17 protein-coding genes are annotated in these 19,661 nt (G+C 30.0%); 10 read left to right on the top strand and 7 right to left on the bottom strand.

The features are described 5' to 3' along the window. Window positions 1–66: 66 nt before the first annotated feature. From EYW44_RS12080 to EYW44_RS12070, 3 genes are read right to left on the bottom strand one after another with little or no spacing between them, the layout of a single operon-like run. Window positions 67–576, bottom strand: a complete 510-nt coding sequence (locus EYW44_RS12080) for a TrmH family RNA methyltransferase (protein WP_132723923.1) — start codon at window positions 574–576, stop codon at window positions 67–69. Beyond that, window positions 577–1,425, bottom strand: a complete 849-nt coding sequence (locus EYW44_RS12075) for an alpha/beta hydrolase family protein (RefSeq protein WP_165872214.1) — start codon at window positions 1,423–1,425, stop codon at window positions 577–579. It abuts the gene before it with no gap. A 30-nt stretch (window positions 1,426–1,455) separates the two neighbouring features. After that, window positions 1,456–2,346 carry a helix-turn-helix transcriptional regulator gene (locus EYW44_RS12070; RefSeq protein ID WP_132723921.1) on the bottom strand — a complete coding sequence of 297 codons (891 nt, stop codon included), beginning with the start codon at window positions 2,344–2,346 and terminating at the stop codon, window positions 1,456–1,458. A gap of 207 nt (window positions 2,347–2,553) precedes the next feature. On the opposite strand from EYW44_RS12070, the gene hemA reads away from it, so the two are divergent. The 8 genes from hemA (at window position 2,554) to EYW44_RS12030 (ending at window position 10,763) form a co-directional block, all read left to right on the top strand. Then, a complete protein-coding gene (hemA, locus tag EYW44_RS12065; protein WP_132723920.1) occupies window positions 2,554–3,822 on the top strand; it encodes a glutamyl-tRNA reductase in 1,269 nt (422 codons plus the stop codon). Next, window positions 3,806–5,395: a hydroxymethylbilane synthase gene (gene hemC, locus EYW44_RS12060; RefSeq protein ID WP_132723919.1), complete on the top strand. Its 1,590-nt coding sequence runs from the start codon at window positions 3,806–3,808 to the stop codon at window positions 5,393–5,395. Before hemA ends, hemC begins: the two co-directional genes overlap by 17 nt. 82 nt (window positions 5,396–5,477) lie before the next feature. Beyond that, window positions 5,478–6,458 carry a porphobilinogen synthase gene (gene hemB / locus EYW44_RS12055; protein WP_132723918.1) on the top strand — a complete coding sequence of 327 codons (981 nt, stop codon included), beginning with the start codon at window positions 5,478–5,480 and terminating at the stop codon, window positions 6,456–6,458. A gap of 74 nt (window positions 6,459–6,532) precedes the next feature. Next, window positions 6,533–7,822: a glutamate-1-semialdehyde 2,1-aminomutase gene (hemL, locus tag EYW44_RS12050; protein ID WP_132723917.1), complete on the top strand. Its 1,290-nt coding sequence runs from the start codon at window positions 6,533–6,535 to the stop codon at window positions 7,820–7,822. Between the two features lie 81 nt (window positions 7,823–7,903). Continuing rightward, on the top strand, window positions 7,904–8,299 hold the full coding sequence (locus EYW44_RS12045; protein WP_165872213.1) for a protease complex subunit PrcB family protein: 396 nt from the start codon (window positions 7,904–7,906) through the stop codon (window positions 8,297–8,299). A gap of 1 nt (window position 8,300) precedes the next feature. Then, window positions 8,301–9,329, top strand: a complete 1,029-nt coding sequence (hemE, locus tag EYW44_RS12040) for a uroporphyrinogen decarboxylase (RefSeq protein WP_132723915.1) — start codon at window positions 8,301–8,303, stop codon at window positions 9,327–9,329. Between the two features lie 27 nt (window positions 9,330–9,356). Further along, window positions 9,357–9,956, top strand: a complete 600-nt coding sequence (locus EYW44_RS12035) for a TlpA family protein disulfide reductase (RefSeq protein WP_132723914.1) — start codon at window positions 9,357–9,359, stop codon at window positions 9,954–9,956. A 78-nt stretch (window positions 9,957–10,034) separates the two neighbouring features. Further along, the gene (locus EYW44_RS12030; RefSeq protein WP_132723913.1) at window positions 10,035–10,763 is read left to right on the top strand and encodes an EI24 domain-containing protein; all 729 of its coding nucleotides are present in this window, start codon (window positions 10,035–10,037) and stop codon (window positions 10,761–10,763) included. Between the two features lie 51 nt (window positions 10,764–10,814). On the opposite strand, the gene EYW44_RS12025 is transcribed toward EYW44_RS12030, so the two are convergent. The 4 genes from EYW44_RS12025 to EYW44_RS12010 are packed head-to-tail and all read right to left on the bottom strand — an operon-like array spanning window position 10,815 to window position 15,899. Further along, window positions 10,815–12,212, bottom strand: coding sequence for a TolC family protein (locus EYW44_RS12025; RefSeq protein ID WP_132723912.1), 1,398 nt, complete (start codon window positions 12,210–12,212; stop codon window positions 10,815–10,817). Then, complete coding sequence (locus EYW44_RS12020) at window positions 12,212–13,573, bottom strand: HlyD family secretion protein (protein ID WP_132723911.1); 1,362 nt, start codon at window positions 13,571–13,573, stop codon at window positions 12,212–12,214. Before EYW44_RS12020 ends, EYW44_RS12025 begins: the two co-directional genes overlap by 1 nt. A 3-nt stretch (window positions 13,574–13,576) precedes the next feature. Beyond that, window positions 13,577–15,229 (bottom strand): peptidase domain-containing ABC transporter, encoded by a 1,653-nt coding sequence (locus tag EYW44_RS12015; protein ID WP_132723910.1) that lies wholly within the window; start codon window positions 15,227–15,229, stop codon window positions 13,577–13,579. After that, window positions 15,219–15,899 carry a TetR/AcrR family transcriptional regulator gene (locus EYW44_RS12010; protein ID WP_132723909.1) on the bottom strand — a complete coding sequence of 227 codons (681 nt, stop codon included), beginning with the start codon at window positions 15,897–15,899 and terminating at the stop codon, window positions 15,219–15,221. The genes EYW44_RS12015 and EYW44_RS12010 overlap by 11 nt, the downstream gene beginning before the upstream one ends. 305 nt (window positions 15,900–16,204) lie before the next feature. Between EYW44_RS12010 and typA the strand changes: the two genes are divergently transcribed. Together typA and EYW44_RS12000 are read left to right on the top strand one after the other, a co-directional pair. Then, entirely contained in the window at window positions 16,205–17,974 is a 1,770-nt protein-coding gene (gene typA, locus EYW44_RS12005; protein WP_132723908.1) for a translational GTPase TypA, read from the top strand. Window positions 17,975–18,250: 276 nt separating this feature from the next. After that, window positions 18,251–19,597 (top strand): fasciclin domain-containing protein, encoded by a 1,347-nt coding sequence (locus EYW44_RS12000; protein WP_165872212.1) that lies wholly within the window; start codon window positions 18,251–18,253, stop codon window positions 19,595–19,597. Window positions 19,598–19,661 lie beyond the last annotated feature (64 nt).

Raw genomic sequence — 19,661 nt, 5'->3', positions numbered from 1 at the left:
CTTCTAACTTCTAACTTCTAACTTCTAACTTCTAACTTCTAACTTCTAACTTCTAACTTCTAACTTCTAACTTCTAACTTCTAACTGATTCGTTACTTCATATAAAGTAATGGCTAAACTGTGCACTACATTCATGCTGGAATTCCTACCATACATTGGTATAGAAACAGTTGCGTCTAGTAAATCTATATTTTTAATCCCATGACGTTCGCTTCCCAAAAGTAAAACGATTTTTTCATGATTTTTGAAATCAAAATTCTGAATATCTATACTCTTATCAGTAATTTCAATACCAATAACACTGTTACCATCATTTTTTAAACTTGTGATTAATTCAGAAAAATCTTCATATTTTTCTGACTCAATTTGTGCAAACGTATTACGTGCAGTTCTCTTAACAATTCTATTTTCAATAGTAGGCGAACTCTCGTGTAAGTATATTTTAGAAACTCCAAAGCTTTCGGCTATACGAAAACACATTCCAATATTTTCAGGAGTACGAATAGCATCACAAACAATTGTAATTGGAAACTTTTGCTGATTATTTGCTATTTCTTCGTGGTTTAATTGTTTCATTTATTGTTGTAAATCTGATAAAAATTCTAGCCAGATTGAATCTTTAAATTTAGACTTAAAAAAGCCAAAGTGTCCAATGCTTTTTACATTGTAATTTTTAGCGATTAAGTGCTTTCTAACATTGTTTCCGTTTTCATATTTCTTAGCCATCCAATCCACAGCTTCCTTAGGTGCAAAATTATCGTTTTCTGTACTATATGACGTTATATTTCCTGTAATTTGATGATGAAAAAGACTTTTTTTTCCTTTTAAACTGAATACATGATTTTTACTTCGACCCCATTTAGCAAATTCAAAAGCCATTGACTTTGGTAAATTTTCCATTTTCATTATACGCTTACTAGGTAGGTAGCCATATAGGTAAGTAACTGTAGGAATTAATAAATGGTAATTTAGAAAAGTTTGGATCTTTGAAAATCCTTTCCAAAATCGATGATTAATATTTTGAGAAGTAACTAAAACTAAATTGTGTATTATTTTGTTTGAAGGTACTAATCCAATTAATTGTCCACCAATACTATGACATAAGCAGTTGATTTTTTTATTTGGATGTAAAGACTTAATATATTTAATTACATTTTCTATATCGTTTGTTGCCCAGTTTGTAAGAGTTGTATCGAAATTTTTCAAGCTTTGTTTCTTAGAAAGTCCAATACCACCATAATCAAAAGTATAAACAGTAAAACCGTGTTCACTTAAAAATGAAGCAAATTTAGAGTAATATCCTTGTAAAACACCGGTAGCAGAACAAATAAACACTATACTATCATTTTGTGCCGAATTATATTTTTTGCTAATAATACTATAAGGCAAGTCGGTTTTAATAGAATGTATTTCAATGTTTTTCAATATACTAAATTGTTAGTTTGACTTAATACTTTATTTTTTATTAAAACCAATAACATATTGTTTGGGAGTGGTGCCATATTTCTTTTTAAATGCAGCAATAAAATGACTAGAAGTACTATAACCAACTTGTAATCCAATTTCATTTACGTTTAATTGATTTTTTTCAAGTAGTTTACGGGCAAAATCCATTTTGTAATCGAATAAGAAACTATAAACAGTATTACCATATACTTGTTTAAATCCTTCTTTTAATTTTTTTAGATTTAAACCAATTTCATTAGCTAATTCTTGAAGAGAAGGTGGCTCTGACATTCTAGCAATTACAATATCTTTAGCTTTCCTAATTTTAATAACATCTCTTTCATCTACTAAAAAAGGACAATATTCCCCATTACTAGCTTCGTCTTTTTGAAAATGTAAACTTAATAATTCGTAAATTTTACCTTTTATGTATAGGTTTCTAATTGAACTATTGATATTGGCATTTATAATTTGTTGCAATACTACTAATACAGTTGATCTAATATCGCTATCATCATAATACTTTCTATTGATGTTTTCCTCGCTCAAAAACGGTATATAATTAGCTTCTTTAGAAAATAATGAATGAAATTTTTCAATCGATATTAATAATGAGATTAAAGTAGTTTTTGGTCGTATTTCTAAATTTAGAGGAAGTTTTTGCTGAGGATTGTATAATAATATAGAGCGTTTATCTAGTACATCAAATGTATAACTTCCATTATTAAAATGAAATTTAGCATTTCCTCGTAAACAAAAATGCATTTGAATAAAAGAGTTATCTATGTCACGTTCAAAACGTTGTGCTTCTGTTTCTTCGTTACTGAATTCAAGTAACCAAAAACCATTTTCTAAGTTTGTTTCTTTAAATGAACCTTCAGCGATATTTTTCAACGATATATGTTTTTAAAATTACAATCTTTTTATTTAGAATTATTCTATATAAAAGGGTTTGTAAAAGCTTGTTTTACTACAAAAGTACATAAAATCAGGGTTTTTAGGAATAAAAAATCTCAAAAAACAAAAAACGACATTAAAAGTTCTTCTAGCGATATTTTTATATGAAGTAAGTTTCTATTTTTGTGTCGATTTTTTGATTACTATTTAATGTTGACAGATATTAAAGCTAAGAATTTTTATAATATAGGAATCAGTTACGTTAAAGCTGACGCACACACAAGAGGTAAGTTTTCATTATCAAAAGAGAATCAAATAGCACTTTTAGAAGAAGTTAAGCAAAACGATTTCGATGGTGTTTTTGTATTGTCTACCTGTAACAGAACTGAAATAATAGGTTTTGCTGATCATCCTTTCCAGTTAATAAGCATGTTGTGTAAATACTCAATGGGCTCTGTAGAAGAGTTTGCTAAAGTATCGTATGTACACAAAAATCAAGAAGCTATTCACCATTTGTTTAGAATGGGAACTGGTTTAGATAGTCAGATTTTAGGTGATTATGAAATTGTTGGTCAATTACGCCAAGCATTTAAGTTAGCTAAAGAAATAGGCACTACTAATGCTTATTTAGAAAGATTACTAAATAATGTAATGCAAGCAAGTAAGAGAGTAAAGAACGAAACAAAATTAAGTTCTGGTACTACTTCTGTTTCTTATGCAGCAGTTCAATATTTAATTAAAAACCTTCCAGATTACAATTCGAAAAACATTTTAGTATTCGGATTAGGTAAAATGGGAAAACATACGTGTAAAAACTTAGCCGAATACACTCAAAATAAATCTGTAACATTAATCAATAGAACTGAAGAAAAGGTTGAAGAATTTGTAAAAGAACACCCTTTTATTAGTAAGGCTAGTTATAACAATCTAACAAAAGAGATATCTGATACCGATATTTTAGTAGTTTCTACAGGTGCTTCTATGCCTGTAATTACGTTAGAGCATATACAAACAGATAAAGAATTATTAATTTTAGACTTATCTGTTCCTGCGAATGTTTCTGAAGAAGTGAAAGCTTTAAGTAATGTTACTTTGGTAAATGTTGATGAATTATCAAAGGTAACTGATGAAACTTTAACAATTCGTAAAAAAGAGGTTCCTGTAGCAGAAGGTATTATCGAGGAACATAAAGAAGAGTTTAAAGAATGGTTGAATCATCGTCGTTTTACTCCAGCAATCAATGCTTTAAAAAAGTCGTTGGAAACTATTCAACAAAACGAAATAAACTTTCATAAAAAGAAAATAGATAACTTTGATGTAGATCAGGCTGAAGCTATTACATCAAGATTTATTCAAAAAATAACTACCCAGTTTGTAAAACACTTAAAGCAAGAAGAAACTTCTGTAAACCAAAGTATACAGGTAATGGCTAAAGTGTTTGGCACAAATTTAGAAACTATAGATGCAAAAAATCATTAGAATAGGAACACGCGAAAGCGAATTAGCATTATGGCAAGCTAAAAAAGTTCAAAAACAATTAGAAGAGCTAGAATATAAAACTGTTATAGTTCCTATAAAATCTACAGGAGACATCATTCTTGATAAACCTTTATACGAATTAGGTATTACTGGAATCTTTACAAAGAATTTAGATGTAGCAATGTTAAATAAAGAAATTGATATTGCTGTGCATTCTATGAAAGATGTACCTACAGTACTACCAAAAGGAATTGTACAAGCTGCTGTTTTAAAAAGAGCAAATTACAATGACATTTTAGTGTTAAAGGATTCGGAAGAATTCATGGCGCAACCTGAAGGAGTTATTGCTACGGGTAGTTTACGTAGAAAGGCTCAATGGTTAAATAGATATCCTACTCATGAAGTTGTAGATTTACGTGGAAATGTAAACACAAGACTAGAAAAGTTAGATACAAACGAATGGAATGGTGCTATTTTTGCTGCTGCAGGTTTAGAAAGAATTGGAAAAAGACCTAAAGGAGCTATCAATCTTTCTTGGATGATTCCTGCTCCAGCTCAAGGTGCAATTATGATTACTGCATTAGAAGACGATGATTTTGCTATAGATGCTGCCAATCAATTAAATGATGTTGATACCCAAACTTGTACAACTATTGAAAGAGAGTTTTTAAATCGTTTAGAAGGTGGGTGTACAGCTCCAATTGGTGCATTAGCATATATTAATGAAGTAGACAAGGAGTTAGTCTTTAAAGGAGTTTTACTAAGTAGAGATGGAAAAAAGAAGATAGAAGTTAGTAAAAAAGTTCCTGTAGGACGACACAAATATGTAGCTAAAGATTGTGCTACTTATATTATTGATAGAGGAGGAAAGATTTTAATGATGGAAGATGAAGGCTTGCAAAAGAAGTTTTCAATCTATTCTACTAAAAAATTATCTGAAAATCAGAAAAAAACTGTTCCAACTTCTTTTAAAGTAGAAGACAGCGACTTCATAAAAATTAGATTCAACCGTATTTCTCCGAGAATAGTAAAGGATGAAATAGAAAATGTAATTATTACTAGTAAAAACGGTGTAGAGTCTATTTTAAATAATTTTACCAAGGACGAATTAAACTTTAAAAATATTTATTGTGTTGGTAGAAGAACTAAAAAATTAATAGAACAGAAAATAGGACCTGTTGCGTTTTCAGCAAAAAATGCCGAAAAATTAGCTGATTATTTAGTTGATGAATTGCAAAACAAAGAAGTTACTTATTTCTGTAGTGATGTACGTTTAGAAACTTTACCTAAAAAGTTAGGAGTACAAAACATTAAAGTAAATGAGGTTGAAGCATACAAAACAATGCTTAGTCCAAATAAAATAGATGAATCTGTAAACGGAGTTTTGTTTTACAGTCCTTCAACAGTAGAAAGTTACATGCAACAGAATGTTACAGAAGATAAAGTAGCTTTTTGTATTGGAGAAACAACGGCAAATGAGGCTAAAAAACATTTTAAAGAAGTCAAAATAGCTAAAATGCCAACAGTAGAAAGTGTATTAGACTTAGTTAAAAATCACTTTATAGAAGAATAATATTAAACTATTTTTAAAGTAGAAGTTTTATAAAAGTTGTGTGATTTCTACTTTAAAATTACACAACTTTTTAAGTATACTTATGTTAAATATAAGAAGACCTAGGAGAAACCGAAGATCGGCAGCTATTAGAGCCATGATAGAGGAAACAACTTTGTCTGTAAACGATTTTATATATCCTTTATTTCTGATTGAAGGATCACAAAAAAAAGAAGAAATAGTTTCAATGCCTGGTATTTTCAGGTATTCTCTTGATTTATTGTTAGAAGAAATCCAAGAATGCGTTGATTTAGGTATTAAAGGATATTGTGTATTTCCTTCATTAGGAGACGATAAAAAAGATAAATACGCAACAGAAGGTCATAATAAAGACAGTTTATACAATCAAGCATTAGCTACAATTAAATCTCAGTTTCCAGAAATAGCTTTAATGACAGATATTGCCATGGATCCTTATTCAAGTGATGGTCATGATGGTATTGTTGAGAATGGAGAAATTTTAAACGATGAAACGTTAGAGGTTTTAGGTAAAATGGCATTAGCTCAAGCTGAGGCTGGAGCAGATATTTTAGGTCCGTCTGATATGATGGACGGTCGTGTAGGATATATTAGAAATGTATTAGATGAAGCTGGGTATACTCAGGTATCAATTATGTCTTATACTGCAAAATATGCCAGTGCTTTTTACGGACCTTTTAGAGATGCATTAGATTCTGCTCCAAAATTTGGAGACAAAAAAACATATCAGATGAATCCTGCAAATACTAGTGAAGCTTTAATTGAAGCAGATCTTGATATTCAAGAAGGAGCTGATATGATTATGGTTAAACCAGCTTTGGCTTATTTAGATATCATCAAATTATTAAAAGATAATTATGATGTGCCAATTACAGCTTATAATGTTAGTGGAGAATATGCCATGTTAAAAGCAGCTTCTGAAAAAGGATGGTTAGATGGTGAAAAAGTAATGATGGAGAGTTTATTGAGTATTAAAAGGGCAGGAGCAGATATTATTTTAACCTATTTTGCTAAAGAAGCAGCAAAGTTATTATTGAAAAATTAACATTATTAAAATGAAAAGCAATTGAATATTCTTAGATTGTTTCAATTGATTTTTAATGATAGAAAAACATACTTATGAAGTTTAAAAAATCACAAAAACTTTACAAAAAAGGATTAGTTAATTTAGTAGGAGCCGTAAACTCACCAGTTAGAGCTTTTGCTTCAGTTGGAGGAAATCCATTATTTATAGATAAGGCTAAAGGAAGCAAGATTATTGATGTTGATGGTAATTCATACGTCGATTTTGTATTGTCTTATGGACCAATGATTTTAGGTCATCGTCATAAAAAAGTGCAAAAGTCTATCACCAAAGCATTAAAAAACGGATATTCTTTTGGAGCTTCTACAGCCAATGAAATTAAGTTAGCTAAAATAGTTTGTGATGCTTTTCCAGGAATGGACAAAGTTCGTTTTGTAAATTCAGGAACTGAAGCTGTTTTAAGTGGAATTCGTTTAGCAAGAGCTTACACAGGAAAAGATAAGATTATTAAATTTTCAGGATGTTATCATGGGCATCAAGATTCTTTATTAGTAGCTGCAGGTTCTGGTTTAGCAACCTTAAGTTTACCTGGAAGTAAAGGAGTACCAGAAGGAGCTGTAAAGAATACTCTTATTGCAAATTATAATGATTTAGAAAGCGTAAAAGCTCATTTTGAAAAGCACGATGATATTGCAGGTGTAATAATTGAGCCTGTAGGAGGGAATATGGGAGTTGTAATACCTCAAAATAATTTCTTAAAAGATTTAAAAGAGTTAGCGCATAAAAATGGAGCAGTGTTAATTGCTGATGAAGTAATGACTGGTTTTCGCTCTATGTTTGGTGGAGCTCAAGAAGTGTTAGGAGTAGAAGCTGATATTACTTGTTTAGGTAAAGTAATTGGAGGTGGTTTTCCTGTAGGAGCTTATGGAGCTAGAAATGAAATTATGGAAAATGTAGCTCCATTAGGAGGAATGTATCAAGCAGGTACTTTAAGTGGTAACCCTATTGCTATGGTTGGTGGTATTGCTACTTTATCTACATTAAAAAAACAAAATCCTTATGAAGGGTTTGAAAAAATAGGAGCAGAGTTAGAAGAAAGTATTTTAGCATCAGCAAAAAAATATGGAGTAGATGTTACGGTTAATAGATTTGGTTCAATGTTAAATCCTTTCTTTACTAATAAAAAAGTTACTAATTTTGAAGAAGCACAAACTTCAGATACTAAAAAGTTTGCTGTATTTTTCTGGGAAATGATTAAAAACGGAATATTTTTACCTCCATCTCAGTTTGAAGCATGGTTTTTATCGAGTGCTTTAAGTAAAAAAGATATAAATAAAGCTAAAAAGGCTATCGATAATGCGCTAAAAGCAGTCTCAGAAATGTAAAAACAAATTATGAAATTTTTAAGTATAACTTTATCACTCTTTTTTTATTTTTCGTGTTCACAAAAGGTGGTTAATAATAATATGGAAACACAACAAACAATCGTAAACTTGTATGAAGGTGTATTAACTGGTGCAGGAGAAGAAGGTTTCACGAAAGAAAATATTGTTATTCAGTCGGTTGAAGAATGGAAAAGTTTTCTTTTAAAGTTAGATGCTGTAAATAAAATTTCAGAAGCATTTCAAACAAATATAGATTTTTCAAAAAAAAGTGTAATTGTTGCCATTGATAGTGTAAGGAATAGTACAGGTTTTACGATTAAGATTAATGAAGTTTTACAAAAGAGTAATGCTTTAGAAATTGTAATTAAACAAAATGGACCTAAACCTACAGACATGGTTGGAATGGCAATTACACAGCCAATACATATAGTTACAATAAATAAAACAGACAAAACCATAGTTTTTGTTGAGAAATAATATGATAAAAAACGATTTATTTTTAAGAGCTTTAAAAGGAGAAACTGTTGATAGACCTCCTGTTTGGATGATGCGCCAAGCTGGTAGGTATTTACCAGAGTTTATGGAAATTCGTGAAAAGTATGACTTTTTCACGCGTTGTAGAACTCCTGAATTAGCTTCAGAAATTACAGTACAACCAATTAGAAGGTTTGGAATGGATGCTGCCATATTATTTTCAGATATATTGGTAATTCCACAAGCAATGAATGTTGAAGTGGAAATGAAACCCAATTTTGGACCGTACTTACCAAACCCAATTAGAGATAAAAAAAGCTTAGATAATGTAATTATACCTGATGTTCATGAAGAATTAGGGTATGTTATGGATGCAATTAAGGCTACTAAAGAGAAATTAAATAACGAAATACCTTTAATAGGTTTTGCGGGGTCTCCATGGACAATTTTATGTTATATGGTGCAAGGTCAAGGCTCTAAAAATTTCGATAAAGCAAAAGAATTTTGTTTTACACAACCAGTTTTGGCACACCAATTGCTTAAGAAGATAACAGAGACCACCATTGCATATTTAAAAGCTAAAGTGGTTGCAGGTGTAAATGCCGTTCAAATATTTGATTCGTGGGGAGGCATGCTATCCCCAACAGATTATCAAGAGTTTTCATGGCAATACATTAATGAAATAATTGAAGCGTTAAAAGACGATGCCCCAGTTATAGCCTTTGGTAAAGGTTGTTGGTTTGCATTAAATGAAATGTCAAAATCGGGTGCATCTGCTTTAGGTATCGACTGGACTTGTTCTGCAAGAAATGCAAGATATTTAACAGGAGGAAATATGACTTTACAAGGGAATTTTGACCCTTCTAGATTATTATCTCCACCATCTGAAATTAAAAAAATGGTCACAGAAATGATCAACAATTTTGGAAAGGACAAATATATTGTTAACTTAGGGCACGGTATTCTACCGAATATCCCAGTTGAAAATGCAAAAGCATTTATAGATGCTGTTAAGGAATATAAATCAGAATAAATAAAAAGTAACGAAATAATAATTCCCATGAAAAGAGTAATAACATTATTGTTGGTAGTATTAACATCAAGCGTATTCGCTCAAAGAGTATACTATAATCAGGCGGTAAATAGTTGTACTAGTAAAACTTCAGAAGAGTTAATTGATAAGTGTATTAAGAATAGTTATTTATTAAACTATGATTTTACGAATGTAAATGATGAAGTTATAAGTACTAAAGAAATAAAGAAACCAATTGTTTTAATAGCTGCAGCTACATGGTCTGCACCTTGTTTTGGTCAAGTACCAGCTTTAAATAAAATGGTAGAAAAGTACCATGATAAAGTTGATTTTGTAATGATTTTTTGGGACAAGAAAGATAAACTTGCTAGATTCCAAGAAAAGTTAGACAAAAGAATCGTATTAGTACCTGCATCAGATAAGGATAAAGTAGAAAAAGGTAATCTTGATATTAGTGGTTTTGTTCACAAATTAGATTATCCAACAGCTTACTTAATTGACAAAACTAAAAAGTTTGTAGATGTTAAAAGAGGAGCTGCTACACCATCTAAAACAATGACTTGGGATCAAGTAAATGATTCAAATACTAAAGAATTAGAAACTTTTATCAGTCAAGTTGTAGAATAATTGAAAAAAATATTTTAAATAAAAAACTTCTTTCATAATTTTGAAAGAAGTTTTTTTATTTACAAAAAAAGAAAAAATATGATACCAAATATAATTGCTGGAATTAAAGCCTATTTCAAAGCCTTATCAATAATATCACAACTTAAATTATGGAAATATTTTACCATACCAATGTTGATTAGTTTGGTAGTTGGTCTAATCATTGGTGGGGCAGCTTATTCTTTTTCTGATAATATAGGAAATAGTATTGCTAGTATTTGGAAATGGGATTTTGGAAAAGAAACATTTCAAACTGTTAGTGTTTTTATTAGTGCTATTCTAATTTTAGCTATAGGTTTTATTTTATACAAACATATTGTAATGGCTTTAGCAGCACCGTTTATGAGTCCTGTTTCTGAAAAAATAGAAAAACATTTTTTAGGAAGCAAGCATACACATAGACAAACAACTTTTTCTGAGCAATTATCAAGAGGAATTAAAATTAGTACAAGAAACTTTTCTAGAGAATTATTCTTTACTATTCCTATTATTCTTTTAGGATTTGTTCCTCTTATAGGTATTTTTTCATCTGTTATTTTATTTCTTATGCAAGCTTATTATGCCGGTTTTGGTAATATAGATTATACGCTAGAGCGTCATTATAAGTATAAAGACAGTGTGAAGTTTGTACAGCAGAATAGGGGAATAGCGATAGGAAATGGTATTGTTTTTATGCTTTTGCTACTTATTCCTATAGTTGGAGTAATAATTGTACTTCCTTTATCAGTTACAGCTGCAACTACTGAAACAATAAAAAAGATTAAATAAATTGAGAATAAAAAAGGTTACTGAAAAATACAGTAACCTTTTATTTTTTGATCAGTTTACAAAACCTTGCGAAAGTCTAAAGTAATTAGCAATGGACTTCATGGTTTTAAATTCTGAATCTGAAGTTTTTATTTTAGTTTCAATCAGTTTTACTTCTCTGTAATTTATTCTAAATAACGAACCTTCACCTAAAGTAAATTTTCTTTCTTCTGCCTTGACTAAGGTTTGATAGTCAAACACTAAATCATTCAGCATTTTATTTTGCCTTTTGTAAGATTCAACCTCATTAACTGTAGCTTTAATTTTATTTTCTAAATTCACTTTATTAGATGAGATAGAAAAATCAATATCTCTTAATTTTAATTTAGCCAGTCTTAATTCTGAACGTTCTTTCCTTAAAAAAATAGGTATTTTAACATTGATACCCATTTTGTAATCATTGGTATTAAAATCAATTAAATCTTTAGTTTTAGCTGATAAAAAATTGTATTCTGCATCAATTTGAGGTAACAAATTATTTACTTTAAGACGCTTATTAACTAATAAAGCTTGCTTTTTAAACTGTAAAGATTGAATTTTAGGATGATTTTCTACCATAGCTCTATCAATATTCATATCCTTTACATCTAATAGTTCTTCAATTTTTATAATTGTTTCAGTATCTGGAAGAACACTTTCTTGTAATTCCAGAGGAATATTACCTTCTAACCAAAGATAGTTTGCTAATTCTAATCTAGATTTTACATACTTTATTCTAGATTTTTCTAAATCTAATTTTCTACTTTTTAAATTAATATTAGCCTCCAATGTATCCACAGCAGGTTTATCTCCCGCAAAAAAGCTCTTTTTTACGTTATCTAATCGTTCTTGAGCATTAACTAAATACCTTTCGTAGGTTCGTTTAATTTGATAGTTTTTCAGCCAATCTAAATAAATGTAAATGGCATCAAACATAATATCATTAATTAATAATTGCTGACTAGCTTGCAACTGCTTAGTGTATAATTTAGCTTGTTTTAAGGCAGCCATTCTTTTATTAATCCATAAACCTTTAGCTAATGAAACAGACACACCAGCACTGTATAAACCATCATCAGGAACGGTTAACTCAGGATTTAAATATGTACCAGAATTCTTTTGATAATTTCCTTTAAATTCAACGCCATACCAAGTAGGTATTTTAAACGTAGCATTTAGTTTGTTAAAGTATTCTGTCTTTTTAAACTCTTTTTTATCATAATCAACTTCAAGTTTTGGATCAAAAGCACCTCTTGCTTTTAATAACTTAATCTCTCCTTCTGTAGTTTTTAGCTGAGCTTGTTTTACAATAGGATGAAACTTTTTGACATATGCTAAATACTCAGAAAGAGTTAGCGTATTATCTATACTTTCTTGAGAATTTAATATAAAAAAGGATAGAAATACACTTAGTAATAATACCTTCTTCATTATTTTTTCTTTTTAGTCGTTTTATTTTGTGTTGTTTCATTTGGTTGATAAAAGTTAGGAGGGAAGCTATTAATCTGTCTCCATAATTCAAACCAAATAGGAACATTATCAAGTAAAGCAATAGTTCTAGCTCCAGAACCAACTCTAATACCAGTAGGCCAAGGTACTGTATCTATATCAGGTGCTAATAAAACACGATACATTCCATTATTACTAATAAAGTTTTCTATAGCAACTACTTTAGCTCCATAGGTACCATAAGAAACGTTAGGCCATCCACTAAAAACAATTGCAGGCCATCCGTCAAATTGAACACGTACGTCTTCTCCTTTATGAATTAAAGGTAAATCAATAGGACGTACAAACATTTCAACCGCTAACTCATAATCCGCAGGCATAATACCTACCAGTTGTTCTCCTTCTTTAAAAGTTTCACCAATACCAGCTTTTATAGCTCTGTTAATGAATCCATCTTGTGGAGCAGTGATAAATAGTAAATTATTTCTTCGCGTATAATTAGCTACATTAATTTCTAACTTTGATACTTGTGCTTCAGTATCTAAAGCAGCGGATTCAGCTGTAAACAAATTACTTTGTGTTTTAGCAAGCTTGTCATCATAAGTAGCCTTTAAAGTAGCTATGTTTAACTGTGCATTAATTACATTGTTTTGAGAAGCTAAAAGTTTGTTGTTTACAGAAATTAATTTTGCACTCATTTCTTGAAACTTTACTTTTTTCTCTTCAACGTCTTTAACTGCTTTTAAACCTTCTTTTTGTAAAGTTACAGCTCGTTCATATTGTATTTTAGCAATATCAGTATTGGTTTTCATTGCTTCTAAATCAATACTATCACTTTTAACCTTAAGTTTAGATTGTAAAAGCTTGTTATCTGCTTGTTTTAGCTTTAAAGAACGTTCACGCTGTAAAGCGCTGTATTGATTTTTAAGTGCGTTGATTTTGTTTTTATAAGCATTTACTGATTGATTTTTAACATCAAGTTGATTTTGAGTTCTTTTGGTTAATTGGTCGTCAAAGTATTCGCTTTTAATTTCAGAAATTCTTAAAATCGTATCTCCTTTTTTTACAAAATCACCTTCTTGTACAAACCATTCTTCAATTCTACCTGGTATTTGAGATTGAATTGTTTGTGGTCTATGATTGGGTTTGAGCGTAGTAACACTTCCTTTACCTGAGATATTTTGTGTCCAAGGTAAAAACATGATGATGAATAAAATGATGATAAACACCAATAAGAATCGTCTAAATTTTTTATGATATTCTTTAGTAAATATTTCTTTACCCGATTTATACTTTGTTAAATCAATGTTTTTTGAAATAGAATTATTCGAAATGTTTAACATAGTTTACTTTTTTAATTGTCCTTTTTCTAATAGTAGACGTTTATTACACTTATTTTTCCATAAATCATTACTACTTACTACAATCAAACTCCATGGTCTTTCTGGTGCAGATATAAAGTCGATTATTTTTTGTGTCTCTTCATTTTTGAATTGATCTAAAGGATCTTCTAAGATTAAAAGTTGTGGTTTTTTTAGAATAGCACGAGCTAAAATTATCTTTTTAGAAAGTGTATAGGCTATTTGTTTTCCTTCAGGTTTAATAATTGTGTTTAAACCGTTTGCTTGTTGTTTCAAGAAATCAGATAATCCAACGATTTTAAAAATATTGTAAATTTCTTCATCCTTAATTTCAGTATTACCAAAAGTTACATTTTCTCTTATAGTTCCTTCAAAAGGAGATTCTTCAGATAAGGACAACCCTAATTTTGAACGGTAATCATTAATTTGTAAGCTTCCTAATGATATGCTATTGGTATAAATATGTCCGGAAGTTGGTTCAATAACCCCAGATATTAGTTGTAATAAACTTGATTTACCAGAGCCACTTTCACCTTGAACTAAAATTCGATCGTTTTTATGAATATCAAAAGAAATGTTTTCAAGAATAGGGAAGTTTCTGTTACTAACTTCATAAGTAACTTCATTTAATTCAATCTCTAAATCACCTTCAATAATTTCTCCAGATTGACTTTCAATACATTTATCAACCACCTGACCTAATTTTTCAATAGATGTTAAAACATCGTAAAAAGATTCAAGACCTAAAATCAGCTTTTCAACAGAGTTAATCACTAGTAGTACAATGATTTCAGCGGCTACAAACTGACCAATATTCATTTTTTGATCCAGTACTAAGAATCCACCAATTAAAAGTAATCCGGCAGTAACTAATACTTTAAAACTAATCATTTGAATAAATTGTATAACTAATATTTTAAAGTGACTTTCTCTTGAGTTTAGGTATTTTTCAACAAGTAAATCATTTTTATCTAGTGCCAAACTTGTTTTACCAGATAGTTTAAAACTAATCACTGATCTAGCTATTTCTTGTAACCAATGTGCTACTTTATATTTGTTTTTAGACTCATCTAAACTAGTTTCTAAACCTCTTGAAGCAGTAAGTTTAAATACAGCATAGATTAAAAACACCAATAATACACCAAATAGAATGAAGAATGGATGATAAAAAGAAAGTAAAATTAATGCAAATATGATCTGCAAGAAAGCAGAAGGTACATCAATTAAAACTTTTGATAATCCTTTTTGAATTGTTAATGTATCAAAAAATCTGTTGGCCAATTCTGGTAAATAATACTTTCGTAGTTCCCTCATTTTTATTTTTGGGAATCGATAACTAAGTTCAAAAGAAGCTCTTGTAAAAATTCTTTGCTGTATGGTTTCAATAATACGTAATTGCATTAATTTTAAAACTCCTGTAAAAACAACTCCAAGTGTTACTAAAACAACTAAAACAATCCAGGATACAGAAACTTGTGCACCTTGAATTAAGTTGATAATTGCTTGAATTCCTAAAGGTAAAGAAAGAGACACAATACCTTCGAAAATAGCAAAATATGATATTTGAAATATGTCTTTTCGTTCTAATTTAAGTAAACCTAAAAATCTTTTCCAAGGGGATAATGTTTCATTTTTCATTTGAAAGCGCGTTTAATATTAGGTGTGTGTAAAATTTGGTTGGAGTTACTTCTTCATTACAATTTGTGATAGAAGTAAAATGCTGTTTCATGTACTGTTGATGTAAAGCACCTTCGGTAATTGAACTAGCTAAACTCAAAGGATATTCGTAATTAGAATTGTATTCAGTAATTATTTCAGCTAATCGTCTTACCACACGTTTGTAAGGCGAAAAATATCCTTCTTTATTTTCAGAATCGACACTTTTGGTTAAGTACGATTTAGAGTTTTCATTTATAATAATTTGATTAAGTAGCACTTCATTAATATGAGAAAAGTTTTTATCCTCTTTTGTTTTTCTAGTAACTACTTCAATGGCTTTTACTAATTTTTCTTCTAAGTTTCTAATACTAAAAGTTTCAATAACAAGTTGGTATTCTAACCATCTCCAATACCAAGAACTTAAGTAAATTAATAGTTTGTGTTTACTTTCAAAATAACGATAAATAGAGCTTTCGTTGGAGGATATAAGTTTTCCAAGCTTTTTAAAATTAAAGTTTTCAAAGCCTATTTCATCGATAAGTATAATGCTATGTTCGACTATTTTTTTCCCTAATTCAGAAGATTCAGGATTCTTTATAAACAATCCTTCAGGAACCTCTATTTTAACATTTGAAAGTAGTTTATCCATTTTTAATTGTAATTTTCGCAAATTTAATAGTATTACTATTAAAAAGATGTTAAAAAATGTTTAATCTTTTGTTTTAAAATATTAACAAAACTCTTTTTTGTGTTTAATTAACTGTTAAGTAGCGGGTTGTGTGTTTTTGTTTTAAGTCGTTTTTATGAATTATAATGAGAAAAGATTTCAGAAGAAAACTTTAGCAATTATAAAGGATGCAAAAAATAACTAATATTTTGTGCTGAAATATGTGTTTCATTATTAGGGCAATTCAATACGAAATACTACTTTTGCGGCAAATTTAATGTAGCAAAATGCAATCAATAAGAAACATCGCGATTATCGCACACGTAGATCATGGAAAAACTACGTTGGTAGATAAAATTATAGATCAGGCTAAAATTTTAGACGAAAGAAAAGAGCGTACCGATTTATTACTAGATAATAATGACTTAGAAAGAGAAAGAGGTATTACCATCTTATCTAAAAACGTATCAATAAATTATAAAGGTGTTAAAGTAAACGTAATTGATACCCCTGGTCACGCCGATTTTGGTGGAGAGGTAGAGCGTGTACTAAAAATGGCTGATGGTGTTTTATTATTGGTTGATGCTTTTGAAGGTCCTATGCCTCAAACACGTTTTGTTTTAGGGAAAGCTTTAGAATTAGGATTAACACCTATAGTAGTTGTTAATAAAGTAGATAAAGAAAACTGTACTCCTGATTTAGTTCACGAAAAGGTATTTGATCTAATGTTTGCTTTAGAGGCTACAGAAGAGCAATTAGATTTTACAACCATTTATGGATCTGCAAAAAATGGTTGGATGAGTACTGATTGGCAACAAGAAACAGAAAATATCATTCCGTTATTAGATGCTGTATTGGAAACTATTCCAGAAGCACCATATAGAGAAGGTAGTCCTCAAATGCAAATTACTTCATTAGATTATTCTTCTTTTAAAGGAAGAATTGCTATTGGTAGAGTTTACAGAGGTGATTTAGAAAAGAATAAAGAGTACATGTTATGTAAAGCTGATGGTACTACTAAAAAAGTTCGTATTAAAGAATTACACGTTTTTGAAGGAATGGGTAAAGCTGAGACGGATAAGGTAAGAAGTGGTGATATTTGTGCGGTAACAGGTATTGATGATTTTGAGATTGGTGATACTATTGCAGATTTAGAAGCACCAGAAGCTTTACCAAGAATTGAAGTAGACAAGCCTACAATGAGTATGTTATTTACAATTAACAACTCTCCTTTCTATGGTAAGGAAGGTAAATATGTAACTTCTCGTCACTTAAGAGATAGATTATATAAAGAAACAGAAAAGAACTTAGCATTAAGAATTGAAGATACAGATACAGAGGATAAGTTTAATGTATTTGGTAGAGGAATTCTTCACTTATCTGTTTTAATTGAAACAATGCGTCGTGAAGGATATGAATTACAAGTAGGTAGACCTCAAGTAATTTTAAAAGAAGTTGATGGTAAGAAATGTGAGCCTTATGAAACATTAGTTATTGATGTTCCAGAAGAGTTAGCTTCTAAAGCAATCAACTTGGTAACGATGCGTAAGGGTGATTTATTAGTAATGGAGCCAAAAGGAGATTTACAACATTTAGAGTTTGATATTCCTTCTCGTGGTTTAATTGGATTACGTAATAAATTATTAACTGCAACTCAAGGTGAGGCTATCATTAACCACAGATTAAGAGGATATGATGAATATAAAGGTCAGTTCTCTGATGTTGTAAATGGTGCTATCATTTCTTCTGAAAATGGAAAAGCTACTGCGTATGCAATTGATCGTTTACAAGATAGAGGTAAGTTTTTTATAGATCCTAACCAAGAAATTTATAAAGGGCAGGTTGTTGGTGAAAACGCGAAGCAAGAAGATATGGCAGTTAACTTAATTAAAGGTAAAAAATTAACAAACGTAAGAGCTTCTGGTTCTGATGATGGTGTTAAGATTGCTCCTAAGATTGATATGTCATTAGAAGAGTGTATGGAATACATTAAAGATGATGAGTATTTAGAAGTAACTCCAGAAAGTTTAAGAATAAGAAAAATTAACTTTAGATAAACAATTTTTCTTAATAATATGTTAAAAAAGCCCCTTTTTAGGGGCTTTTTAGTGTCTTGAATAATTTTTGTTAAACAAAACCGTTTTTTATTTAAACAAAATTGATATATTTGAGTATCGCTTAACAAAGCGTTTTTTTAGCTAAAAAATAATTTTGTTTAATTTTTGCTTTAAAAAAATAAACAATTTAAAGTGAATCAAAGAGACTATTAAAATTAAGATATTAATCTAAAAACCATCAACATGCTATTCAAAAAAATAACAAAAACATTTATCATGACTTTGTTTGTTAGTTGTGCTTTACTAACATCTTGTGACGACGATGAAGATACAATTGTAAAAGTAGATGATATACCTACATTAGCTTCTAAAAATGCTGATTTATCTACATTAGTGTCAGCTTTACAGAAAGCTGATTTAGTAACTGCTTTACAAGCTGATGGACCTTTTACAGTGTTCGCTCCGTCTAATACTGCTTTCCAGAAATTATTAGATTCTAAAGCTGCTTGGAATAGTTTAGATGATATTCCTGTTGCTACATTAGAGGCTGTTTTAAAGTACCATGTAGTAACTTCTCAAGCTTTATCTACAGATTTAAGCGATAATCAAGAAATAACTACTTTAGGAGGAGGAAAATTAACAGTAGATTTAACCAATGGAGTTAAAATAGAATCTACTTCTTATGTAACAGCAACTGTAACTACAGCTGATGTAAAAGCTTCTAATGGAGTGGTACATGTTATTGATGAAGTATTATTAATGGACGATTTACCTAAAGATATTACTGATTTAGCTATTGGTACTGATAATTTAAGCACTTTAGTAGCTGCTTTAAAAAAGGCAGATTTAGTTTCTGCTTTACAAGCTGATGGTCCATTCACAGTATTTGCACCAACAAATGATGCTTTTCAAGCTTTATTAGATTCAAATTCAGACTGGAATAGTTTAGATGATATTCCTGTTGAAACTTTAACACAGGTTTTATTATTTCACGTATTAGATCAAAAAGTATTATCTACTGATTTAACAGATACATATGTAAATACTTTAGCAAAAGGACCTAATGATGAGCCTTTATCTTTACAAGTTGAAGTTACAGGTGGAGTTCAGTTCAACGGTGATTCTGCTCCTATTGATGTAAATATTTTAGGAAGTAATGGTGTTGTACATACTATTGATAAAGTAATGTTACCACCAAATGTTGTAACTATTGCTTCAAACAATTCAGCTTTTTCATCTTTAGTGGCTGCTTTAACAGATTCAAGACATACTACTGATTTTGTTGCTTTATTAACAGGAGATGGACCTTATACAATTTTTGCACCAACAAACGATGCTTTTCAAGCTTTATTAGATTCTGATCCAAGCTGGAATACAATTGCTGACATTCCAATTGGAACTTTAGATGCAGTTTTAAAATATCACGTAGTTGGTTCAGCTAATGTTCAAGCAGATCAATTAGCAAACGGAGATGTAACAACTTTAGGAGGAACAATTACGATTGACTTAACTTCTGGAGCTCAAATCCAAACATCAAGCATGCAAACAGTTAATATTGTTATAACAGATGTACAAGGATCTAACGGCGTTATTCATGCTGTAGACAAGGTGTTGTTACCTTAATTATACTAAGTAAGATTGGGATGATGTTTGAAAGGGCTCATCATCCTTTTCTTATTTTTAAAAT

It is taken from the genome of Tenacibaculum sp. M341 (assembly GCF_004337695.1).
Lineage (GTDB): Bacteria > Bacteroidota > Bacteroidia > Flavobacteriales > Flavobacteriaceae > Polaribacter.
Note: the sequence above shows the minus strand (reverse complement) of the source record. Positions and strands in the feature narration are given on the sequence as shown.